The organism is Pedobacter sp. MC2016-24, from assembly GCF_015223055.1.
GTDB lineage: Bacteria > Bacteroidota > Bacteroidia > Sphingobacteriales > Sphingobacteriaceae > Pedobacter.
The window spans coordinates 424,341-448,666 of the sequence record NZ_JADFBX010000005.1; the positions used below are offsets into that span (position 1 = coordinate 424,341).

Annotated in this window: 22 protein-coding genes; 9 read left to right on the forward strand and 13 right to left on the reverse strand. The window is 42.8% G+C overall.

The features are described 5' to 3' along the window. Position 1: 1 nt before the first annotated feature. Entirely contained in the window at positions 2-1,549 is a 1,548-nt protein-coding gene (locus tag IM797_RS15080; RefSeq protein WP_194127967.1) for a DHA2 family efflux MFS transporter permease subunit, read from the forward strand. Positions 1,550-1,792: 243 nt separating this feature from the next. Next, a complete protein-coding gene (locus tag IM797_RS15085; RefSeq protein ID WP_194127968.1) occupies positions 1,793-4,381 on the forward strand; it encodes a phosphoenolpyruvate carboxylase in 2,589 nt (862 codons plus the stop codon). A gap of 62 nt (positions 4,382-4,443) precedes the next feature. On the opposite strand, the gene IM797_RS15090 is transcribed toward IM797_RS15085, so the two are convergent. The 4 genes from IM797_RS15090 to IM797_RS15105 form a co-directional block, all read right to left on the reverse strand. Then, positions 4,444-4,695 carry a hypothetical protein gene (locus tag IM797_RS15090; protein ID WP_194127969.1) on the reverse strand — a complete coding sequence of 84 codons (252 nt, stop codon included), beginning with the start codon at positions 4,693-4,695 and terminating at the stop codon, positions 4,444-4,446. Further along, positions 4,695-5,003, reverse strand: coding sequence for a co-chaperone YbbN (locus IM797_RS15095; RefSeq protein WP_194127970.1), 309 nt, complete (start codon positions 5,001-5,003; stop codon positions 4,695-4,697). Before IM797_RS15095 ends, IM797_RS15090 begins: the two co-directional genes overlap by 1 nt. Before the next feature lie 14 nt (positions 5,004-5,017). After that, the gene (locus IM797_RS15100) at positions 5,018-5,650 is read right to left on the reverse strand and encodes a peroxiredoxin (protein WP_194127971.1); all 633 of its coding nucleotides are present in this window, start codon (positions 5,648-5,650) and stop codon (positions 5,018-5,020) included. A gap of 163 nt (positions 5,651-5,813) precedes the next feature. Then, complete coding sequence (locus tag IM797_RS15105; protein ID WP_194127972.1) at positions 5,814-7,061, reverse strand: FAD-dependent oxidoreductase; 1,248 nt, start codon at positions 7,059-7,061, stop codon at positions 5,814-5,816. 126 nt (positions 7,062-7,187) lie between these two features. Here IM797_RS15105 and IM797_RS15110 point away from each other — a divergent pair, with 126 nt between their 5' ends. After that, entirely contained in the window at positions 7,188-8,594 is a 1,407-nt protein-coding gene (locus IM797_RS15110; protein WP_194127973.1) for an aldehyde dehydrogenase family protein, read from the forward strand. Here the strand turns inward: IM797_RS15110 and ygiD are convergent, their stop codons facing one another. Further along, the gene (gene ygiD / locus IM797_RS15115; protein WP_194127974.1) at positions 8,595-9,422 is read right to left on the reverse strand and encodes a 4,5-DOPA dioxygenase extradiol; all 828 of its coding nucleotides are present in this window, start codon (positions 9,420-9,422) and stop codon (positions 8,595-8,597) included. Between the two features lie 131 nt (positions 9,423-9,553). Between ygiD and IM797_RS15120 the strand changes: the two genes are divergently transcribed. The 4 genes from IM797_RS15120 to IM797_RS15135 are packed head-to-tail and all read left to right on the forward strand — an operon-like array spanning position 9,554 to position 13,252. Then, positions 9,554-10,255, forward strand: coding sequence for a peptidylprolyl isomerase (locus tag IM797_RS15120; RefSeq protein ID WP_194127975.1), 702 nt, complete (start codon positions 9,554-9,556; stop codon positions 10,253-10,255). 10 nt (positions 10,256-10,265) lie between these two features. Then, entirely contained in the window at positions 10,266-11,036 is a 771-nt protein-coding gene (locus tag IM797_RS15125) for an exodeoxyribonuclease III (RefSeq protein WP_194127976.1), read from the forward strand. Between the two features lie 3 nt (positions 11,037-11,039). Then, positions 11,040-12,281, forward strand: a complete 1,242-nt coding sequence (gene hutI / locus IM797_RS15130) for an imidazolonepropionase (RefSeq protein ID WP_194127977.1) — start codon at positions 11,040-11,042, stop codon at positions 12,279-12,281. Then, the gene (locus IM797_RS15135) at positions 12,278-13,252 is read left to right on the forward strand and encodes a formimidoylglutamase (protein ID WP_194127978.1); all 975 of its coding nucleotides are present in this window, start codon (positions 12,278-12,280) and stop codon (positions 13,250-13,252) included. Before hutI ends, IM797_RS15135 begins: the two co-directional genes overlap by 4 nt. 73 nt (positions 13,253-13,325) lie before the next feature. On the opposite strand, the gene IM797_RS15140 is transcribed toward IM797_RS15135, so the two are convergent. Both IM797_RS15140 and IM797_RS15145 read right to left on the reverse strand, forming a co-directional pair. Next, on the reverse strand, positions 13,326-15,113 hold the full coding sequence (locus IM797_RS15140) for an OmpA family protein (protein ID WP_194127979.1): 1,788 nt from the start codon (positions 15,111-15,113) through the stop codon (positions 13,326-13,328). An 82-nt stretch (positions 15,114-15,195) separates the two neighbouring features. Beyond that, a complete protein-coding gene (locus IM797_RS15145; protein ID WP_194127980.1) occupies positions 15,196-15,756 on the reverse strand; it encodes a 5-formyltetrahydrofolate cyclo-ligase in 561 nt (186 codons plus the stop codon). Between the two features lie 124 nt (positions 15,757-15,880). Between IM797_RS15145 and IM797_RS15150 the strand changes: the two genes are divergently transcribed. Beyond that, on the forward strand, positions 15,881-16,249 hold the full coding sequence (locus IM797_RS15150) for a hypothetical protein (protein WP_194127981.1): 369 nt from the start codon (positions 15,881-15,883) through the stop codon (positions 16,247-16,249). 115 nt (positions 16,250-16,364) lie between these two features. Here the strand turns inward: IM797_RS15150 and efp are convergent, their stop codons facing one another. From efp to IM797_RS15180, 6 genes are all read right to left on the reverse strand, one after another. Further along, positions 16,365-16,925, reverse strand: coding sequence for an elongation factor P (gene efp / locus IM797_RS15155; protein WP_194127982.1), 561 nt, complete (start codon positions 16,923-16,925; stop codon positions 16,365-16,367). 158 nt (positions 16,926-17,083) lie between these two features. Next, complete coding sequence (locus IM797_RS15160; protein WP_194127983.1) at positions 17,084-17,716, reverse strand: ATP-binding cassette domain-containing protein; 633 nt, start codon at positions 17,714-17,716, stop codon at positions 17,084-17,086. A 9-nt stretch (positions 17,717-17,725) separates the two neighbouring features. Next, the gene (gene lpxA / locus IM797_RS15165) at positions 17,726-18,511 is read right to left on the reverse strand and encodes an acyl-ACP--UDP-N-acetylglucosamine O-acyltransferase (RefSeq protein ID WP_084238270.1); all 786 of its coding nucleotides are present in this window, start codon (positions 18,509-18,511) and stop codon (positions 17,726-17,728) included. Further along, on the reverse strand, positions 18,508-19,917 hold the full coding sequence (locus tag IM797_RS15170) for a bifunctional UDP-3-O-[3-hydroxymyristoyl] N-acetylglucosamine deacetylase/3-hydroxyacyl-ACP dehydratase (RefSeq protein ID WP_194127984.1): 1,410 nt from the start codon (positions 19,915-19,917) through the stop codon (positions 18,508-18,510). The genes lpxA and IM797_RS15170 overlap by 4 nt, the downstream gene beginning before the upstream one ends. Further along, entirely contained in the window at positions 19,917-20,993 is a 1,077-nt protein-coding gene (lpxD, locus tag IM797_RS15175; protein WP_194127985.1) for a UDP-3-O-(3-hydroxymyristoyl)glucosamine N-acyltransferase, read from the reverse strand. Before lpxD ends, IM797_RS15170 begins: the two co-directional genes overlap by 1 nt. A 119-nt stretch (positions 20,994-21,112) precedes the next feature. Further along, on the reverse strand, positions 21,113-22,336 hold the full coding sequence (locus IM797_RS15180; RefSeq protein WP_194127986.1) for an HD domain-containing protein: 1,224 nt from the start codon (positions 22,334-22,336) through the stop codon (positions 21,113-21,115). A 108-nt stretch (positions 22,337-22,444) separates the two neighbouring features. Between IM797_RS15180 and IM797_RS15185 the strand changes: the two genes are divergently transcribed. Beyond that, the gene (locus IM797_RS15185) at positions 22,445-23,998 is read left to right on the forward strand and encodes a bifunctional response regulator/alkaline phosphatase family protein (protein ID WP_194127987.1); all 1,554 of its coding nucleotides are present in this window, start codon (positions 22,445-22,447) and stop codon (positions 23,996-23,998) included. The last annotated feature ends 328 nt before the right edge of the window (positions 23,999-24,326 follow it).

Consider the following 24,326-nt stretch of genomic DNA (forward strand, 5'->3'; position numbering starts at 1 on the left):
AATGGCCGAGAAAGGTTTAAAAAAGTGGGTAATCACGTTTACAGTGATCACTGCTTCTTTACTGGAGCTGATTGATACCACGATTGTAAACGTTGCCATACCCCAAATACAGGGAAACCTGGGCGCAACCCTCGAGGATGTGGCCTGGTTATCTACCGGCTATGCGGTTGCTAATGTAATCGTATTGCCCATGTCCGGATGGCTCGGTAGTCGTTTCGGACGTAAAAACTATTTCCTGTTTTCCATTATCCTGTTCACCATCGCTTCTTTTTTGTGCGGTAACGCAACCAATCTGGAAGAACTCATCGCCTTCCGGATCCTGCAGGGACTTGCTGGTGGTGGTTTGATCTCCACTGCACAGGCCATCTTAATTGAAACCTGGCCAAGAGAAGATGTGGGTATTGCCACGGCCCTATTTGGACTGGGCGCCGTCGTTGGACCAACCGTTGGCCCAACCATTGGTGGCTATTTATTGGAAATCAGTACCTGGCCGATGATCTTTTACGTAAATATTCCTGTCGGAATCCTCGCGGCCTACTGTACCTATATGTTTGTGCGCGAGACGCCAAAAGATGGCAAAGGTATGCCGGTCGACTGGTGGGGAATTGCCTTACTGGCCATCGCAGTAGGAAGTTTACAAACGGTCCTGGAAAAAGGAGAAAGTGAAGACTGGTTTGCAACGCCATACATTACAGCACTTGCTGTGGCATCCGTTCTTGGCTTGCTGTTGTTCATCTGGCGGGAAATGAGTACCGACCACCCGATTGTGAACTTCAAGATCATGCGTCACCGAAGCTTTTCAATAGGGATGTTCACTTCCTTTATTCTCGGTTTCGGTTTGTATGGATCGGTGTTTGTATTCCCTGTTTTCTGTCAGAACTTATTGGGTTTCTCACCACTTCAAACGGGGGAGCTGTTATTCCCGGGTGGGCTATGTACCATTTTGATGATGCCTTTCATTGGGATTTTCCTTAAAAAAGGTATTCCAGCGCAGTTTATGGCTACCATAGGTATGTTCCTCTTTTTTGTATTCTGCTCGATGCTGAGTAAATCGACTTTACAATCAGGAACAAACGACTTCTTCCTGCCATTGGTCATCAGGGGTGTCGGAATGGCATTATTGTTCGTTCCGCTGACTACCCTGGCCATTCAGGATCTGAAAGGTGCAGAAATCGGGCAAGGTTCAGGCTTAAACAACATGATGAGACAATTGGGCGGATCATTCGGTATCGCGGCCTTGACTACATTAATCCACGTACGTCAGGGTTTTCATCGCAGCAATCTGCTGGTTAATATCAATGAGTATAATCCAGCCTTTACGGAACGCTTCAATGCCTTCATCCATAATTTTATGGCCAAAGGATACAATTACCTGGATGCTAAAAACCTGGCTGCAAAAGCCATAGAAGGAACCGTCACCAAACAGAGCTTATTGCTAACCTATAGTGACGCTTACTGGGTTGCCGGTTTGGTACTCTTGTGTTCTATCCCGTTGTTGTATTTACAGAAATTCAAAAAGAATGTAGAAGTTCCAGCAGATTTGCACTAAAACTTCAGCTATTCAACTTAAATAAAACAGCCGTTAAGAAATCTTAACGGCTGTTTTATACCCCAAAAAAATAACAATTAGAATCACAGGCCTGGCCCGCAAATACTTTAAAAAGATTTATTCAATCTCTGTAAATCTAAGTTATCGATTTTAGCAGAAGTATCAAAATAAAATTATTAACACCTTTTACGCTGTTTTTTGGATCATTTTTGCTAGCTTAAGCGCGAAAAAATACCTCCTAAAATGATGCAAAAACTACGTGCAAAAGGCCAGAGAGAATCGATATTCAACAATGAAGTTGTGTCGCGTTTCGAACTTTACAATAGCCTTTTTCTTACCCTTCCCTTTTACAAAATAAAAGATACGGGCACCCTCTTACCTCTTTTTATTAAATACTGCGAAGATGGCGTAAACCGCCATGAAACCCCAGCAGAGATCATTGATGCCTTTTTTAAGAAGTACACGCAAAACAATTCGAACACCGACGTGATCGATCTTTTATTCCGGTTTATCCAGTATATCGAACGTCAGGTTGTCCTTTTTGATGCCGTAGAAGATGCCTCTTTTAATAAGTTAAATGCTTCGGAAGAACAAAATACTTTACTCTCCTATCTGAAGAAAGGAATCGATAACAAAGCCTTAAATGATAAAATCGAAGCCCTGATCGAAGACTTTTCCCTTCGTTTGGTCCTCACGGCACATCCGACACAGTTTTATCCAGGCAGTGTTTTGTCGATCATTACAGACTTAACCTCCGCCATTAAAACCAATGACATTTCGACCATCAACCTCCTGTTGCAGCAATTGGGCAAGACCCCGTTTTTCAATAAAAAATCGCCAACCCCGGTAGATGAAGCTTTAAGCTTAGCCTGGTACCTGGAAAATGTGTTCTATTTTGCCGCTGCAAATATCCAGACCGAAATAGACCGCAGCTTAAACGACTATAACCTGGAATCAAAAAAGATCATCGAACTTGGCTTCTGGCCAGGCGGAGATCGTGACGGAAACCCAAATGTACATTCTGAATCTACCATTCAGGTGTCTAAAATGTTGCGTCAGATTCTCTTCAGATGCTATTACCGGGATTTTAGAAACTTAAAGAGAAGGATTACCTTCAGAGGTGTAGAAGAACCCATCGCCACCATACAGGATGTTTTGTATAAAAATGCATTCGATCCAAACATAGAAACAGAAAACATTGCGGACTTCCTGATCGAAAACCTGAATAAGATCAAAACTACGTTGATCGAAGACCACAATGGCCTGTTTGCAGACCTGGCTTCCGATCTGATCCGTAAAGTTGAGCTGTATGGCAGCCATTTCGCTTCATTGGACATCAGACAGGACAGTCGTGTGTTGAGAGATGTGCATGCCTATTGCCGTCAAAGCAAACCGATCATCTCTCTGTTCCCGGAAAATTACGATAGCTTATCAGAAGCGGAAAAAATTAAAGCCCTTTCTTTCAAAAGTGCCCGGGTAAACTATGAGGAATCATCAGACCCACTGGTAGATGATACCCTCCAAACCATTGCCGAGATCAAACAGATCCAGGAAAGCAATGGTGCTTTGGCCTGTCATCGTTTCATCATCAGTAACTGCCAGCAGGCCAGCGACATCTTGCAACTGATAGAATTGTTCCTTTGGAATGGCTGGGAAGAAGACAATCTTTCCATCGACTTCGTTCCCCTGTTTGAAACAGTACACGACCTGGCAGATGCTGCGGTCATTATGGAAACACTGTATTCGCATCCATTCTACAAAGCGCACTTACAAAAGCGAGGCAATAAACAGGACATCATGCTCGGTTTCTCCGACAGCACCAAAGATGGTGGCTATCTGATGGCCAACTGGTCGATTTTTAATGCCAAGGTAGCTTTAACAGAAACCGCAAATAAACACAACATACAACTTGCATTTTTTGACGGCCGGGGTGGACCACCAGCCCGCGGCGGAGGTAAAACCCACCGTTTCTATGCCTCTATGGGCAAAGAAATTGCCAATAAGAACATCCAGTTAACCATACAGGGCCAGACCATCAGCTCACAATATGGCTCCATTGACAGTGCAGAATTCAATATCGAACAACTGATCAATGCCGGGATTTCTGCTGGCGTCAAAGAAAAACACAACATCCTCTTAGATCCTTTACATAAAAATCTATTGGACGCCATGGCTACTGAAGCCTATGATTCTTTTGTAGCGCTGCGTAAACACCCATTGTTTTTAAGCTACCTGGAGCGTTTTTCTCCATTAACCCTGCTGTCGAAAATTACGATAAGTAGCCGCCCTGTCAAAAGAAATTCCGGTGGTGCATTAAAACTGGAAGACCTTCGTGCCATCAGTTTCGTAACTGCCTGGAGCCAGCTTAAACAAAACATTCCTGGTTTCTATGGTATGGGAACAGCTTTGAAGAGTCAGGAAGAACTGGGCAATTGGGATAAAGTAGTTAAAACCTATCAGGAATCCGGATATTTTAAAACCATTATCGACAATTGTATGATGTCGATGAGTAAATCAGATTTCTCCATCACCGCCCATTTTGCAAACGACAAGGAATATGGCGCTTTCTGGAAAATGCTGCACGACGAATTTGAGCTTTCTAAAACGATGTTATTAAAGTTGTCGAACCACGAGACCCTCATGGAGAATTACCCCGTTGAGAAGAGCTCTATTGCAGTCAGAGAACGCATTGTGCTGCCACTTGTACTCATCCAGCACTATGCACTGGAAATGCTGCAGAATAAAGTGACCGATCAGGAGCAACAGGCTTATGAAAAACTAGCCATCAGAACCGTTTACGGTATTGTCAATGCCGGCCGGAATTTAGCATAAAAAGCCAGGCATAAAAAAAGGCGAACTCGATGAGTTCGCCTTTTTTTATGCTTATAGCTAAATTAACCTCTGTCAATAGAGCCCATGACCTTTTGTCCAAATGCATTTAACGCATCTTTCTCTGCAGCGCCGGCTTTTACACTTTCATGCACCTCAAGCGCCCCGCAAATATTTGTGATCAGTTCTCCTGCCACATCAATTTCCTGTTCGCTCACACCTCTAAACTCACAAAAAGCTTCCAATACGCTTAGCGTAGCTTCAAGATTTTCAGGCGTATTATTTTGGAACAGTTGTTTTATTACCGGAATTTTCATTATCTTATTTTTTCAAATAATTCATTCAATACTTCTGCTTTATTGGTCTGAACCTGCTCAACCAACGCTCCGCCTTCAAAGGCAGCAAACGTCGGCAAATTGTCAACGTTCGCAAGCTTACGTGAAGCCGGAAGTTTCTCGGCGTCCACAATTAAAAAGGTTACATCTTCGTTTTCAGCAGCCAGTTTCTTAAACTTCGGTTTCATGATCCTGCAGTTTCCACACCAGGATGCGGCATACTGAACCATTACTTTGTTGTTTTCAGCAACATATTGTTGAAGATTATCTTCTGTTAATTCTAAAAACATAATTTTTGTTGTTATTAATTAGCGCTTAAGTATTCAGCAACGCCAGTTCTGTTGGCATTCATTGCTTCTTTACCTTCTTCCCAGTTTGCAGGACAAACTTCACCATGCTTTTGTACGTGAGCATAAGCGTCAATTAAGCGTAAATATTCTTTTACATTTCTACCTACAGGCATATCATTTACACTTTCGTGGAATACTTTACCAGTCTCATCAATCAGGTAAGTTGCTCTGAAAGTTACATTTGAACCCGTAAATACTTCTCTTCCTTCTTCATCATACTCTACTTCCTGTTCAACGATATCTAAAATATTCGCCAGATGTCTGTGGGTATCCGCTAAAATCGGATAAGTAACACCTTCGATACCACCGTTATCTTTTGGCGTATTTAACCAGGCGAAATGAACTTCGTTGGTATCGCAAGATGCGCCAATTACAAGGGTATTTCTTTTTTCAAAATCAGGCAATGCTGCTTGAAATGCATGTAGTTCTGTTGGACAAACGAAAGTGAAATCTTTTGGGTACCAGAATAATAATACTTTTTTCTGCTTATTTACTGCTTCTTCAAAGATGTTGATTTTCAAATCATCACCCATTTCTGACATCGCATCGATACTAACACTCGGGAATTTTTTACCTACTATTGCCATAATTATTTTTGTATTTAATGTTCTTTTTTGACAGTGCAAAGGTAAGCCTATATCCACTCAAAAACAACCAAATTGGAGATATAACACATACTTAATATTGATAACACTATAGTCAAAAACTATACATAACCATACAAAATTAGTTTTATTCTATTTGAAACAGCTACCGGATCACCCGGCCGGAGGCATCAATGTTCACGTCAAATGGTTTTAAATATGCATTGACAAGAACTGCAAATTCCCTGCGGCTAATCATTCGCTTTAAATCAAAGTCGCTTTTAAAGCCATAATCCTTCGTCCATTTTTTCAGTACCTCTGCCTGCGTATGCTCCGGAGATTTATTCCCTACAAAGCAAACCAGGCTCAATGTAGATTGAATCGTCATTCCTTCAGCTTTATAATCATCAAACCAGATCTGCGCTTTATAATAGTAAGCTTTCACCATATCCCTGATTTCTGCAGTAGTTACTTTTTGCTCTGGTAAAAAACGGAGCTTACCATTGACAACCTCTCCTTTTAAAAAGCCCGAAAGACCAACAAACTGTATCGCAACCCAGTTTGAATCAACATTGGATACATCGATGAAAGGAACCAACGACAAGCGGAATTTGATCAGCTCGGCCTGGGTCATCTTTAAATTCACCTTAGAGGTCTTGGTGTCATAGAAAGCTGCATAGGCCGCCGCAGCACCCACCGCTTGTCCCGCAATCATACTTTCAGATCTGGTATTTACATGCAGTAAATTCTCCTGTCCTTCCACCTGGAAATCCTTCAGCAAGGCATAATTAACAGCAGTCCCCACATCATAAGCTCCCGAAGCGATGCTGTTTTTATACACATCATCCGCATAAGAAAAGGGATGCCACCGCGTAACCGGGGCTACAGGCAAACCAATAGCCGCACCTACATTTCCGCTTTGATCCGCATTTACCAATACAACCGCCTTGATGGCTTTTCCATTGCTCAGCAAAACATTCCAGCCACCGCCAGAACGCTTAATACGCGACCACTTGATGTTACTGATCAGCGTTAAGTTTTTTACACTATCTGCCCAACGCTTCACTACAGCATTGGCACTGGTCTGGTCCAGGTAAACCGGGGATTCAGCATCTTTGATACCTTTAGCCTTACGCATTTTTTGCAAAAATTCGGCTTCAAGGCCAGAATGAATGTTTTGCTCCAATGGAGCCAGCACAAACTCCGGAGCCTGGATCAGCAAAGTAGTTTTTGCACCAGACATGGCCGACTGTATACCGGCAGCCAGAGCAGCACTTCCGTTTCCGATAATCAAAACCCCTGTTTTTGCAGTTTGCGCGGATGTAATCTGGCTAAGCAGAACAAAAGCACAAATAATCAAACCGATCTTTTTCATCCGTATACTTCTATTTTTTAAAGGTAATGAAGATTTCATGAACATATTTTTTACTCAAGCAGGTATCGCCTTGCAATATCGCTTAAATGAATTAACTTTATCATTAGTGTAACGACCGCTCCTACCATTTAACGTATTTTAACAATTTAAACACCGCGTATCCCTATGACACTGATGCACACCATCAATTCTGTTTTTGAGGCTCAGCAGAAACATAAATATACGCTTCGAAACAGCAATGCCACGCAAAGAATTGAAAAATTAACGGCATTAAAAAATAGCATCAGTAAATTTGAACGCGAAATTTACGAGGCGTTAAAAAGCGATCTCCGAAAATGCACCTTCGAAGCGGCTGTAACTGAAATTCTTTTCATCCACAGCGAGATCGATTTTGCCATTAAAAACATCAGCGACTGGATGCAACCAAAAAAAGTGGGCAAAACCATCAGCAACTTTCTTGCAAAAAACAGGATTTACTACGAACCAAAAGGTGTATGCCTGATCATCGCACCCTGGAATTACCCTTTCCAGCTGATGATCGGTCCTTTAGTCTCCGCCATTGCAGCTGGCAACTGCGCAATTCTTAAACCATCTGAACTGAGTCCGGAAACCAGTTCAATCATCGCAAGAATCATTGAGGATTGTTTCGAGGAGGAAGAAATAGCTTGTTTTGAAGGCGATGCAGAAATGTCTACCGCACTGCTTACTTTGTCTTTTGATCACATCTTTTTTACCGGAAGCACCAATATTGGTAAAATCATCATGACAGCTGCCGCGAAACACCTGAGCTCAGTAACCCTCGAACTGGGCGGTAAATCACCAGTCATTATTGACGACACGGCTAACCTGGCCCAGGCAGCACAAAAAATCGCCTGGGGCAAGCTCATCAATGCCGGTCAAACCTGTATTGCACCAGATTATCTGCTCATCCCTGAAAAACTACAAGATGTATTTATCCAACATTATATAAAAGCAGTAAAGGATTTGTTTTTTAAAGATCAGCAAACCATCGATGAGTCTGTCTATGCAAAAATCATCAGTCAGCACCATTTCGACAGGCTGACAGCACTGGTCAAAGATGCGCTAAAAAAGGGAGCTTCAGCTGCGCTGGAAGGTCATCATAATACGCAAAAGCATACCATTGGCCCTTGGGTATTAACCCAGGTTCCGGCAGATGCCAGTATCATGAAAGAAGAAATTTTTGGACCAATACTGCCCATGATCACCTATCAGACACTGGACGAGGCCATTCAATTTATAAATGACAAAAGCAAACCCCTGGCTTTATATCTCTTTAGTCAAAAACGCACAAACATCAGGCAGATACTCAAAAATACCAGTTCCGGCGGGGCCTGTATCAACGATGTGCTCATCCACATTTCCAATCCCAAACTTCCCTTTGGTGGGATTAACGGAAGTGGAACAGGAAGTTGCCATGGCATCTTTGGGTTCAAAACCTTTTCCCATGAACGGGCTGTAGTTTTTCAGTCCAGGTTCAACATGACCAGTTTGATTTATCCTCCTTACGCCAAAAAAAACTGGGTATTGAACTTACTTCATAAAATCATGTAATCAGCCAATCCGAACTGAAGTCATTGTTAAGGAACCACCAACAGCTTTATCGTTAAACAGGGAGACCTCCTCCCGGTCATTTTTTAACCCCAGCGTATACATCAGCGGTAAATAATGTTCTGGTGTTGGTATAGCCAGCATGGCTTCCTTACCCAATTGCGCGTAGGTCGTCAAAGGTTGGTGTTCATTGGCTAAAATCAGCCGCTTAAAGGTATCGTTTGCCTGTAAAGCCCAATCATACCCCCCGCCATGAATCATTTCCCAGCTCATCATGCGCAAGTTATGTACCATATTGCCACTGCCTAATATCAGTACTCCTTTTTTGCGTAAACCATAAAGTTCATGCGCAAGGTCGTAATGGTAACGGGCATCCCGTGTATAATCAATGCTCAACTGAAGTACCGGAATATTCGCATCCGGATACATGTGCCTTACTACAGTCCAGGCCCCATGATCCAGGCCCCAATCGTGATCCAGCCCCACATTCGTGCTGTGAATCAGCCCTGCCGTCTCCAGAGCAAGCTCGGGACTGCCCGGCGCAGCATATGTCACATCGAACAAGGCTTGTGGGAATCCCCCAAAATCGTGTATCGTTTGCGGAAAATCCATTGCCGTAATGTGTGTCCCATTCGTAAACCAATGCGCAGAAACGACCAGCACTGCTTCTGGCACAGGAATATCGCGTGCCTGCGCCGCCCATTGCAAACTAAATTCGTTGGCTTCAATCCCATTCATCGGAGAACCATGTCCGATAAACAAAACTGGCATCAGGTAATCTTTTTCCTGTAAATTACTTGTATATTTTTTGAAATTAAATAAATTGTCCATTACATTAGTTAGTAAAATAGGGAACACACAAAGATAACAAACCTCAGGAGCTCAAACTGTTGATGTATGGTAAGAAATTTAACATCAGTATAAAGGAGATTTAGCTTAACTTAGCTTATTATATGTTTTCAATGAAGTCTTATCTAACCATATTGCTCTGTGCTTGCTTTTTAAGCGCCTTCTCTGCAAAGCCAAAGCACCAGTACATTAAAATCAAAACCGAGTTCGGCGAATGCGTCGTGATGTTCTATAACGAAACGCCGCTGCATCGCGATAATTTCATTAAACTCACTAAAAAAGGTACATTTAACGGCACCCTATTCCACCGCGTGATCCAAAACTTCATGATCCAGGGGGGTGACCCCGATTCAAAAACGGCCAAACCGGGTGCGCTTCTAGGCGAAGGAACTGTCGGCTATACCGTACCCGCAGAGTTTAAGGATAGTTTATTTCACAAAAAAGGCGCTTTTGCTGCAGCAAGGGATGACAATCCCGAAAAAGCGTCCAGCGGTAGCCAGTTCTACATTGTACAGGGGAAAAAATTTACCGACGAACAATTAGACAACCTGGAGCAGAACAGGCTCCATTTTAAATTACCGGTTACGCAGCGCGAAGTGTATAAATCCCTTGGCGGATCGCCACACCTCGACCGTAGCTATACGGTATACGGAGAGGTAGTAAGGGGGCTCGAACTTGTGGATAAAATTGCAGCCTTGCCGGTCGACAGCAACAACCGCCCTTTGAACGACATCAAAATGGATATTGTCATCCTCAAAAAAAGAGAGGCCAGAAAGCTCGAAAAAGAACTCGCTAAACAGGCCATCAAAGTTTAAACACACACAAATGAGAATCATATCTTACAACATCAATGGCATTCGCTCTGCCACCACCAAGAACTTTTTAGGCTGGTTACAGGCTACTGATGCCGACATTGTCTGCCTTCAGGAAGTCAAAGCCATGCCAAGTCAGATTCCTGAAATCATCGCAATGATTGAAGATCTTGGCTACCACCATTACTGGTTTCCAGCGGAAAAAAAAGGCTACAGTGGTGTTGCTATCCTTAGCCGCATCAAACCTAATCACGTGGAATATGGTTGCGGTGAAGAATGGATCGACAAAGAAGGACGCATTTTAAGGGCCGATTTTGACAAATGTTCTGTGATGAGTCTCTATCTGCCATCTGGATCAAGTGGAGACGACAGACAGGTTAAAAAGTATGAATTTTTACATTTTTTCAATGGATATATTGCAGAATTGCGAAAAGAAATTCCAAACCTGATCATCTCCGGAGATTATAACATCTGTCATACCGCCATAGACATCCATAATCCAAAATCCAACGCCAACTCTTCTGGTTTTTTACCTGAAGAAAGAGAATGGATGGAATTGTTCCTGAAAGCTGGTTTTATCGATACCTTTCGACACTTCAACAAAGATCCCCATCATTATACCTGGTGGAGCTTCCGTGCCAATTCCAGAGCAAAGAACTTGGGCTGGCGTATCGATTACCACCTTGCAAGCGCGCCCATGCTGGATCAGCTCAAAAATGTTACCATCCTTGCCGATGCTGTTCATTCAGACCATTGTCCAATTTTATTAGAATTAAACCCATAAGCTATGGCTGTCCTGATTGTCATCAATATCGGAACCCTTGTCGGAATGCACCCAGAAGGTACCTGGGCGCTTAAAGGAACAGAACTGTGCGACTTACCAAGGCTGGAGAATGCCTGGCTGCTTAGCCATGACGACATCATCAGTGGCTTTGGCAGTATGGACAAGCTGCCAGAACATTTTGTGAATGTAAAGACCATTGATGCCAAAGGCGGCTTTGTTTTCCCTTCCTGGTGTGATTCCCACACCCATATCGTTTTCGCGGCCTCCCGGGAGGAAGAATTTGCGATGAAGATCGCCGGGAAAAGTTATGAAGAAATTGCCGCCGCAGGTGGAGGCATCCTCAATTCTGCCCGAAAACTTCAACTGGCTTCGGAAGAAGAATTGTTTGAATCGGCCTCGTTAAGGCTTCAGGACATGATTATGCAAGGTACAGGCGCTGTAGAGATCAAAAGCGGCTACGGACTGACCACTGAAAGTGAACTGAAAATGTTGCGTGTCATCCGCAGACTTAAAGAAAGCTCGCCGGTTATGATCCGCGCATCCTTTCTTGCAGCACACGCCTACCCACCAGAATATAAAAACAACCACCATGGTTATATTAAGCTTATCACAGAAGAAATGCTGCCAAAAATTGCTGACGAAGGCCTGGCAGATTACATGGATGTATTTTGTGAAAAGGGTTTTTTCTCAGTCGATGAAACCGATCAGCTGCTCCAGGAAGCAGCTAAATATGACCTCGCCCCAAAAATACATGCCAACCAGCTTTCCATATCCGGAGGCGTAGAAGTTGGCATAAAAAACCTCGCCATTTCGGTAGACCACCTGGAGGCAACCGATGAGCAGGTGATCGCAAACCTGATCAATACCAATACCATTGCTACTTTACTACCCTCTTGCTCATTTTACCTCAACATCCCATATGCCAATGCCAGGGGCTTAATACAGGCCGACATCCCCGTGGCTATTGCCAGCGATTATAATCCAGGCTCCACACCTTCCGGAAACATGAATTTTGTGGTATCCCTGGCCTGCCTTAAACTAAAAATGCAGCCCGAAGAAGCCATCAATGCAGCCACCATCAATGGTGCTGCCGCCATGGAACTTTCCGAGCAGATGGGCAGCTTACAATTGTACAAAAAAGCAAGTTATTTTGTCACCAGGCCCATGCCTTCCCTGGCCTTCCTACCTTATAGTTTTGGTCAGTCACAAATTACAACAGTTGTACTTAATGGAGAAATACAATGACAGAAGGATTAAAAATTTACACCGCAGCAGACGTCGCAACCCTGATTAACCACCGCGACGGAGAAATAAAAATAGGCCAGCAGGTTCAATTCGTTGCTTCACTGGAAGACCTTAAAAACGCTACTTCCCGTTTTGTATTGCTGGGCATTCCGGAGGATATCGGTGTGCTTGCCAACCATGGTATCGGAGGGACAGCAACCGCCTGGCAGCCAAGCTTAAAATCACTCTTAAATGTACAAAGTAATGCCTTCCTGAAAGGCCAGGAACTGCTTCTGCTCGGACATTTTGAAATCGCAGCCCCTGAAGATACCAGCACACAAAGCCTGCAGGAAAAGGTCAAGCAGATTGACGAACTCGTTGCCCCTGTCATCGCTAAAATTACTGCTGCCGGAAAAATACCCATTGTAATAGGTGGTGGACACAACAATGCCTATCCAATTATCCGGGGCGTATCTACAGCGAAAAACACAGCCATTGACGTCATCAACATCGATGCACATGCTGATTTGCGGGCACCTCAGGGACGGCACAGTGGCAATGGCTTCAGCTATGCTATAAAAGATGGCTTTCTAAAAAACTATGTCATTTTCGGACTGCATCAAAGCTATAACAACGACGCGATGATTACTGAGATTGCTAAAAATGACGATATCCATGCCTTATTTTTTGACGATCTGATCCAAAGTAATCAACCGCTGGAATTTTATTGGCGCAAACTCTTCAAAGATGTAAATGGAACACCCGGACTGGAAATAGACCTGGATTGTATTACAGACATGCTTTCCAGTGCGATGACCCCTTCAGGCTTTTCCCTCAATGAAATCCGGAAGCTGGTGTTAACCTCGCCTTACAATTTCTCTTATTTACACATTTGCGAGGGCGCTGTTGAATTAACAGACGGAAGAACGAGTTCAACCACAGCCAAAGCAATAAGCTACCTTATAACTGACTTTATCAAGTCACAGCAATAATTGTAACCAAATTGATTCGGGCGAAAGAATTATTTCTTTCGCCCGAATCAATTTGGCCGCACCTCACCCAACTTTAAAACTTCAACACCTTAATCTCCGTTCTTCGGTTCGCCTCATGCGCCTCCTCAGGACATTCAATCCCATTTGCGCAATGGTTTAACAACCTGGTCTCTCCATACCCCCTAGCTTCCATCCGGTCCCGCGCTACCCCTTTACTCACCAGATAATTCACTGCCGATTGCGCCCTTTGCTGGGACAGCGTCATGTTATAGGCATCTTTACCCCTGCTATCGGTATGTGACGACAACTCGATCTTCAGGCTAGGATTCTGTAGCATTACATTAAGTACATTATCTAAAATCCTTGCTGCGTCCGGACGGATGTCGGACTTGTCAAAATCATAATTGATATTTTTCAGAACAAAGCTTGCCCCTGCCCCCAGGTTGTGAATACCTAGTTTTAAAGTCACATAAAGTGTTTTGCTCCGGTCTAATCCTTTTGTGGAAACACCTTCTGTTTGTGAAAACTTACCAGCCTGACTGGCCACGACATGGTAGCTGGATTGCTGATCCAATTGGTATACAAATTTGGCTTCCCCATCAGAAATCTGGCTCATGTTACTGCTGTTGCCTGTATTGGTCAGCACGGTAGCAATACCAGTCAATTTAGTCCCGTCATTGGCACTAACGGTTTCGCCAATCAAAGTAAACCTCGGATCATCATGATAAATCTCTTTAAGTATCAGATTACCAGTACGTTCAAAATCTTCAGATGTTACCGCAATCGGATCTGCAGCAATCCCATTTTTCAATGCCGTAATGACATAATTTCCCTTTTCAGCCGATTTTACCCTATCGGCCATACCATCCGCATTGCTGATTGACGTATTGTCGGCACCATTACGGCTGATTTTAACTGTCACACCACTTAAGGCCAAACCAGTTTGTTTATCTTTAACCACCACCTGGATGTCCTTAGGTTGAGCCAATGGCGGCGCTACGGTTTTGGTCACCGGCATGACCGGTGCTGATTTATTCCTGGCTCCGAAAGTATATTTAACCCCCACCGCTACATTTACAGCCTGCACAAAGGTTTTTTGTCGTATTGGAGCCTCCTGATAGAAATCGGTATAATTGCTGATTTGATCCCCCTTTACCACCATCACATCCGTGGCTGAAATGGCTTTTTTAACCACATAACCGCTGATGTGAAATTCACTGGAATCCTTGCCAAAACTTTTGCCAAAAGTGCGGAGGTAATCCGCTTGTAAAAACACGCCCCAATTGCGGTCTATGCCGTAGTTCAAACGCAACCCGCCCAGCCCCATCCAGGCTTTTGCTTTATTTTTAGGATTACTGGTATAATAAGTATCCATCGTTTTAACCGCTGAACCACCCCCTGCAGTAATATAAATCGACTGTGCATACTGTGGAAACTCCTGAAACAAAACTCCCCCTTTTACAAAGGCCTCCAGGTCTATTTTACCTAAGTTGGCTTTATAAGTCGGCCCAATGCTTACACCCAGGTGTTTAAAAGCAGCAGCGTTGGCATAGCTACTTGCCAGATAACCATTGCTGAAATGCACACTGTCCATCTTCCTGATGTCGTGCTTCAAATAACGGGCATCGATACCAATCGCCCATTTGTCTCCTTTAAAATACTGATCAATGGCTATTCCGCCAAAGAAACCATCCTTAGCCCGTCCAATGTCATTGCGGTATTTACCCAGCGGCATACTGATGCCACCAAAACCAAGAATCTGAAGTCTGCCCCCCGACAAAGAATCTCTTGAATTCGTTTTTTGAGCCCATGTAACGGCAGTTATCAAAACTGCAAGTAACGTAAGTATTGATCTTTTCATAGCTTTCTGTTTTAGTTTATATTAAACCATTTGAAGCTATATCAGCCAGATCCGCCTTTTGTTACCCCAACTATTTAAATTTCTAAAAAGAATACATCTTTAGAGGGGTAATACATGCATCCAGACGAATATCATTTTCATGTACATCCTCAATATCATCCATCGGCTCAAAAAACGACAAGCCTATTTTACGCGTAGAAAGACCGGTTAAAAACCGGTCGTAAAAGCCTTTACCATAGCCTACGCGATACCCACGAAAGTCAAAAGCCAGTAGCGGAACCAGCACCAGGTCAATTTCACCATCATAAACCACTCCCTTAGCCGGCTCCAGGATATCATACAGATTTTTCTCCAGCCCATCTCTACCTTCATAGACATAATGTTGCATTAAAGCGGTCTCAAAATCCGCCTTGGGTACCAGAATTTTAATGCCCGGATGATTTTCCTGCAACCAATCGATAAACAAAAACGTATCCGGCTCCTTCTTCTCCGCAATGGGCAAAAACATATGAATGGTTTTAATCGACGAAAAGTCCAGCAAGGAGAAATGATCCAATAGTTCCCTGCTATAACCTGCGACTTGCTCCATGGAAAGAAGCTCCCGTCGCCCTTTTACCATTCGTCTGATTTCTGTTTTTGTCATCAAAACAAAGATAACCAAGTTTAAGCGCACAGCGAAAAATCAAATGATCCAGATAAGACAGATATTTCAATTATTGGTTATAAATATGTAAATTGACTATTAATCATAACCTAAATTAATCATTATGAAAACAAATTTCAAATTTCTATGCCTACTGGCACTTTTAACGCCGCTGACTTTTATGTTTGGATTTAAGCCAGACGCAAAAATTAAATTAAAGACAGAAACCTCTAAAGTGCTTGTTGACGAAAGTATTTCAGTCTATACAAGTGACATTACAGGAGCAAATGACGTATTGGTCCGCTTTTATCGTACAGGGCCAGAGGCTGGTCAGGGCGAAATCACAATTACCTACACCGTCAGGTTCAATGAAAGTAGTACACAGACTTATACCAAAGTAATGGGTTCCGGAGAAACAGAAAGCGCTGACCATGTGCAGGGCCCAAACCCAACTGCATCTGCAGAAGTAACAGACTATAGCTGGGCATATTGACCAATATTTAGTATTGACGCCATTTGAAGGCAAAAAAATGTTCTAAAAAAGAAGGCTTCGGGAACCACTCCGAAGCCTCAATCAACCTAAACCTAAAACTAAACTATGAAAATTCTTATTTTACTCTTTCAACATAGTCACCAGTACGTGTATCAATCTTCACTTTATCGCCCTGATTGATAAACATTGGGACTTTGATTTCTACTCCTGTTTCTACCGTTGCATATTTCAATGCGTTTGTAGAGGTATCGCCTTTAACTGCAGGCTCCGAGTAGGTTATTTCTAATTCGACATGAGAAGGTGTCTGTGCCATAATTGGCTCATCACTTTCAAATGCGATAATCACATTCATTCCTTCTTTTAAGAACCGGATACTTTTACCAAATAATGTTTTTGGTATGTTAAACTGTTCATAAGTAGTAATGTCCATTACTACAAGTGCTTCCCCATCTTCATACAAATACTGGTAATCGCTGGTTTCAACACGGCAAATCTCAACCTCTTCATCTACACGAAAACGATATTCAACCAGCTTACCAGTTTTAACGTTCCGCATTTTCGCTTGATAAAAAGCGCGTAAATTGCCGGGTGTACGGTGTAGAAACTCTTCTACTTGTACCAATTCTCCGTTAAAACGAAGGATATTTCCACTTTTTACTTCTGATGCTTTTGCCATTTTACATGAAATTGTGCCGAACCAAATCGGCCTTTTTTCGTGCCGCAAAGGTAAAGACTATTTTTGAATCCTACAATAGTAAATTTAAATTATTTTCATAAGGGCTTTTTAACCTGTAATTAGCCCCGGTCCCTTGCCTTTTCAGACAAAAATTTTACTTATTTATAATCCGAAAGTTGTACATAATGCCGACAAAATGAGTACTCAAACTCCTGATTAGAACCAATAATCAACATGCGGTTTACAGAAAAACGCTCAATCAGGCCGAGATACCAATCTACACCCTGGGCATCCAGGTTAGAAGTTGGCTCATCCAAAAAAAGCAATGGGGTATCCGCGCAACAGGCCAGCGCAAGTTTGGTACGCTGCTTCATGCCCGAAGAAAAGTATTTTAAAGCCTTATCCTGCGATTTCGCAAGCCCGAGCAGGCTCAACAACGACTCGGCGTCCATGCCCGCGTAAAAGCGCTTAAATTGAAAATGAAAGGCTATAGTTTCCAGTAGCGTAAATTCTTCGATCAAATCCAGGTAAGGCGCCGCAAAGCTCAGTTGTTTGTAAATGTTTTCTACCGGAATGCGTTTCTCAGTTCCGGCAGCAGGTGTCTCCTGATAATGAATTTCTCCCTCAGAAGGAGATAAACTACCTATCAGAATGCTCAATAAAGTTGATTTACCTGAACCATTGGGCCCAAGTACGGCGTATTTTTCAGATCCGGCAAACTGGTAGTTTACATTTCTGAAAATCCACTCCTGATTAAATCTTCTTCCAAGGTTCTGCAGGTCGATTGTCATCGTTTCAGTTTAGCTTCCAGAGCCGAAGCCCTTCATCACACCGCGGTTCGAATTTCGGATAAAATCTACAATTTCATCACGGATTTCGGTCGGCTTAAACTCAGCTTCGATCATATCCAGTGCCTTGGTCACATTGTTGTGTTTCACAAACAAAACCCGGTAAATCTCCTGGATCTCATTGATCTTTTCAGAAGAGAACCCTCTTCTGCGTAAGCCAACAGAGTTGATCCCAGCATAAGAAAGCGGTTCTCGTGCCGCCTTTACATAAGGAGGGACGTCCTTACGAACCAGCGATCCACCCGTAACAAAAGCATGCGAACCCACCTTTACAAATTGATGAATGGCTACCAAGCCCGCCAAAACCACGTAATTACCAATGGTAATGTGACCTGCAAGCGTTGTACTATTCGAAAATATACAATAATCGCCCACTTCACAATCGTGTGCAATGTGTGAATAAGCCTGAATCAGGCAATTGCTGCCAATGACCGTCTTCCACTTATCCTTAGTCCCCCTGTTGATCGTCACACACTCCCTGATGGTGGTATTGTCACCAATTTCGGCAGTGGTTACCTCACCTGCAAACTTCAAATCCTGGGGAACGCCCGAAATTACAGAACCCGGAAATACCCGGCAATTCTTACCAATCCTTGCCCCATCCATGATGACCACATTAGATCCGATCCAGGTGCCTTCACCGATTTCAACATCTTTATGAATGACAGCGAAAGGCTCAATAACCACATTGTCAGCTATTTTTGCCTGTGGATGTATATATGCTAGGGGTTGTATCATGCTGTTTCGCTTTCTTTTACTTTTACAATCTGGGCCATCATTTCGGCTTCTACCACTACTTTTCCGGCCACCATACCCACTCCTTTCATTTGGGCGATGCCTCTTCTGATTGGCTCCATCAAATCACATCTGAAGACAATGGTATCACCCGGCGTAACCTGCGCCCTAAAGCGTACATTGTCTATTTTCAGGAACAAGGTAAGGTAATTTTTAGGATCTGGAACCGTGCTCAACACCAGAATACCTCCGGTCTGCGCCATCGCTTCAATCTGAATCACCCCAGGAAACACAGGTGCACCCGGAAAATGTCCTTTAAAAAACTCTTCGTTCATTGTTACGTTCTTAACGCCTACCACATGTGTTTTAGACAATTCTAAAATCTTGTCTATGAACAAAAATGGTTGCCTGTGCGGCAATATATCCATAATTTGAACAGTATCGTACAAAGGCTTCACGCTCGGGTCGTAAACATGCTGTACTTTCTTGTTTTTTTCCTTTTTGATAGCTGCTTTAATTTTCTTGGCAAAAGCCACGTTTGCGGCATGACCAGGTCTGGCCGCCATGATATGGCCTTTTAAATGCACACCAACCAGTGCAAGATCACCGATCATGTCCAATAATTTGTGGCGTGCCGGTTCATTCTGGTGCCTAAGCTCCATATTGTTCAGAATTCCCTGCGGCGCTACATTAATTTCATTGCGGTTAAATATCTTAGCCAAATGGTCCAGTTCTTCCTTAGTTACTTCTTTATCTACAATAACGATAGCATTGTTCAAATCACCACCTTTAATCAGGTTATTTTTCAATTGGTATTCCAACTCGTGTAAAAAACAGAACGTTCTGCAGGAAGCAATTTCTTTTTTGAACTCTGCAATGCTGGAAATTCCAGCGTGCTGACTGCCCAATACCGGCGAGTTATAATCAATCATGCAGGTAAAACGATAATCATCCAAAGGCATGGCTACAATTTCTACCTTTCTGTCAGGCTCTGTATAGGTAATGTTGTGCGGAATCTGGAAATACTCCCGGTCTACACTTTGCGGCTGAATACCAGCAGCTTCCAAAGCATCCAGAAACAAGATGGCACTACCATCCATAATCGGCGTCTCAGGCCCATCCAGTTTCATCAGCACGTTATCCAGATCCATCCCAACAAGAGATGCCATGACGTGTTCCACCGTGCTTACACTTGCCCCATTTTGAGTAATGGTTGTTCCACGTGCAGTATCTGTAACATTGTCACAATCTGCATCAATAATCGGACTTCCAGGCAAATCAGTTCTTTGAAATTTAAAGCCATGATTTTCTGGCGCCGGACAAAAAGTAAGGGTCACATTTGCTCCGGTATGCAGGCCAACACCTTGTACCGAAACCTCGTTTTTGATGGTTCTTTGTTTAACGTTCATTATTTACTTTGATATTGTGCTAATTGTTCAACAAGCGCGGTAAGTTCTGCTATTCTGGCCTCAAGCTTGGTAATCCGCTTGTCTACATGAGGCAATTGTTTAAAAATAACCGAAGCCCGCATCCAATCCCTTAAAGGTTGTGCCGGACTGCCGTGCCATTGTTTATTTTCTTCTGTTGTATTGAAATTTATACCGGCCTGGGCGCCAATCTGCGTTCCCTTGGCCAGACTAAGATGCCCGGCAATGCCCACCTGTCCGCCTACAACCGATTTTTCACCAAGCTTAGAGCTTCCTGAAATTCCTGTCTGTGCCGCAACTACGGTATGTTCACCAACATCCACATTGTGGGCAATCTGGATCAGATTATCCAGTTTAACGCCTTTTCTAATGAAAGTAGAGCCCATTGTTGCCCGGTCTATTGCCGTATTGGCTCCAATTTCAACGTCATCCTCAATCACCACATTGCCAATCTGGGCGATTTTTGAATATGTTCCATCCGGTTGCGGAGCGAAGCCGAAACCATCACTGCCTATTACGGTATTGGAATGGATCACAATACGATCCCCCAGTACAGAACGGTTATATATTTTGACACCCGGCGAAATCAGACAGTCTTTCCCAATCCGGGAATCTATTCCGATAAAAACCTGGGGGCCTATTTTCGAATTGTCGCCTATGGTGACGTTTTCAGCAATATAGCTAAAAGCTCCGATGAATACATTTTTCCCAATTTTTGCTGTTGGATGTACAAAAGAAGGTTCTTCAATACCCGATTGAACTCCGGATTGATTGAGAGCCTCGTTATATTTTTCCAATAGTACAGAAAAAGCACTGTAAGGATCAGCCACTTTGACCAGGGTACTTGAAACAGGTTGTGAGGGCACAAAATCCTTCCCTACAATCACTACTGAAGCATTGGTCTGATACAGGTAGTTCTCGTACTTTGGGTTAGACAGAAAGCACAATGACCCAGCCTTACCATCTTCTATTTTCGAAAGTTCACTAACCTCTACATTTTCATCGCCATCTATGGCGCCATCTAAAAACTCGCTTATCTGCTTGGCAGTAAATTGCATTTTACAAAGTTATATGTTAAATTGATATGAACAAATAAACCTATTTAGGTTCTTGCAGAGCTTTTAAATTTAAAAACACTAAAAACGGAATAAAACTTCATTTTTTTTGTTAAAAAATGCTAAACAATCCTTGGATAGCATAAAATGTGCTTTTTAACCGTCTTATCTAAGGATTCCAGATTGGATAAATCCGATGCTTTTGCAATGTCTATGATTTCATTATTCTTTAAAAGGATATTGATATTCCCACTTCCGGCATCATAAGCACGGTTTCTAATCACGTCTGTAAATACAAAATAACGCAGTTCTCCCTCCTTTAAGTCTAAAGCAGCAGCTGTGCTTACCGATAATTCCTTCACTTTATCCTTAGCGGGCGCATGGTTGCTAATCTCCACTTTATATAGGTTTCTTTGAGTCAGCATCCGGCAAAGCCGTGATAAAATGCGGTCCTCATGGTCTACCCAAACCTTTACAGAAGCAAAAATATCCTGATCATCCAGTCGCGAAAAATGCTTTAAATGGATTTCCTCCACAAAAAAATCCGCCTCTTTCACCTCATTTTTAAGAAAATGCTGCAAAGCCGGAGTCGCAAAAACCTCAATACCTTTGCTTGCCAGTTCTTTGGCCCGTTCCAGAATCTTCACCAACAACATTTCACCAGCAATCACCGTTTTGTGCAGATATACCTGCCAATACATCAGTCTGCGTGAAATCAGAAAGTTTTCAATAGAATAAATTCCCTTCTCCTCAATCACCAGGTTGCCGTCCAGTACATTAAACATCTTAATGATCCGGTCAAAACTGATCACACCTTCGCTTACCCCGGTAAAGAAACTATCCCGGTTCAGGTAATCCATACGGTCCAGATCCAGCTGACTGGAAACCAGTTGCGGCAAAAATCCGCGGTGGTAATCCCCTTTAAAAATCTGAATGGCCAGACTCAGCTTTCCTTCAAATGCCGCATTTAACTTTTCCATGATCAGCATAGAGATGTCCTCATGCTTAATGCCATTGACCAGGGTATGCTCTAGCGCATGTGAAAATGGCCCATGACCAATGTCATGTAATAAAATGGCAATCGTGGCAGCTTCCTCTTCTTCGGCAGAAATGACATGCCCCTTACCTCGCAATACCTCTATCGCCAGACTCATCAGGTGCATGGCTCCCAAAGCATGATGAAAGCGCGTATGCAAGGCTCCCGGATACACCAGGTGCGTCATACCCAACTGTTTAATATAGCGTAAACGCTGAAAGTAGGGATGAGAAATCAGGTCAAAAATGAGTGCTGATGGAATATTAATGAATCCGTATACCGGATCATTTATGATTTTCTTTTTATTCAATCCTTAAAAATAAATTATACGGTACAAAAATTGCTATTTTTATCCATACTAGGAAAGAGATGCCTCTTTTTTAAAAGATTTAATTTTACATAAAATAAAAATATCATAATGCAGGAAACCAAGATTTTATGGGCCGATGATGAGATTAACTTATTAAAACCACATATATTATTATTAAACGAAAAAGGTTATCATGTAACTACATACACCAATGGAAATGATGCACTGGAAGCATTTGGAAAAGAACACTTCGACCTTGTTTTTTTAGATGAGAACATGCCCGGCTTAAGTGGTCTGGAAACGCTTACTGCAATCAAAAACATACGTAACGATGTTCCCGTTGTCCTGATCACCAAAAGTGAAGAGGAAAACCTCATGGAAGATGCCATTGGTTCTAAAATAGACGATTACCTGATTAAGCCGGTTAACCCGAAACAGGTATTGCTGACCATCAAAAAGATCATCGACAATAAACGCCTGGTTAGTGAAAAAACCTCTATGGCTTACCAACAGGATTTCAGACGCTTGGGCATGACCCTAAACGATAAATTAAGCTACGAAGAATGGGTTGAAGTGTATAAAAAACTCGTATTCTGGGAACTGGAACTGGAAAAGCTGGACGATCCGCAAATGCATGAGATTTTAACCATGCAGAAGTCGGAAGCCAATATGCAGTTTTCTAAATTTATAGAAGACCATTACCTGGGCTGGGTAAATGGCAAGGGAAAAGCTCCTTTATTATCTAACGAGTTGCTGAAGAAAAAGGTTTTTCCTTTAATTAACGATACCACACCTGTATTTTTTATCCTGATCGATAACTTGCGTTACGACCAGTGGCGGATCATCAATCCCCTCATCACCGAGCATTTTAGACTGGACGAGGAAGATACCTATTCCAGCATTTTGCCTACAGCCACGCAATATGCCCGTAATGCCATATTTGCTGGCCTGATGCCACTTGAAATGGAGAAAAGGTTTCCTGGTTTATGGCAAAATGATGATGATGAAGGCGGAAAAAACATGCACGAAGGCGCTTTCTTAGCAGACCAGATCAAACGCAGTCTTCGCAAGGATTGTAAGTTCAGCTACAATAAAATCCTGACTTACGATGATGGAAAGGCTTTGAACGAGCAATTCAACAACTTGATGCAAAATGAGTTCAATGCCATCGTTTATAACTTTGTGGACATGCTTTCACATGCGCGTACCGACATGCAGATGATCCGGGAACTGGCTAACGATGACGCAGCCTACCGCTCGCTGACGTTGTCCTGGTTTGAGCACTCCCCTTTAATGGAGTTGTTAAAAAAACTAGCCCAGAAAAAGGTAAAGCTGGTTATTACCACCGACCATGGTACCATCCGCGTAAAACACCCAAGCAAGGTGATCGGTGATCGGAATACCAATACCAATTTACGCTATAAACAAGGCAGAAACCTAAACTTCAATGCAAAGGAGGTTTTTTTAATTAAAAACCCGCATGAAGCACAATTGCCAAAAATAAACATCAGTTCGAATTATATTTTCGCCAAGGAAGACCGTTATTTCGTTTATCAGAACAATTACAACCAGTTTGTAAACTATTACAATGAAACCTTTCAGCATGGAGGGATTTCTCTGGAAGAGATGATTATACCGATTGCAACCTACAGTTCCAGGTAGAAATTTTATAGTAAAATCCGCCCATCTGTCCCAGTATGACTTTAGGAAAAGTACAGGATAACTTCAGGTAAAATACAGACCCGCTTTACCCCTGCTTTACCCCCTCGTTGCCCCTTCCTTACCCCTGCTTTACCCTAGAGGTAAAGCAGGGGTAAGGAAGGGGCAAGGCAGAAGTAAGGGAGCCCTGTATTTCTGTAGTACTTAAGCTGTAGAAATCCCGTACTTATATTAAACCCATTCAGGCCATCGGTTGTTCGGTATATAGATCTTCAAAACAAATACAGCTGTTTTATTGGGATGAAATTTTTAAATTTGCTCAAACTCAAAT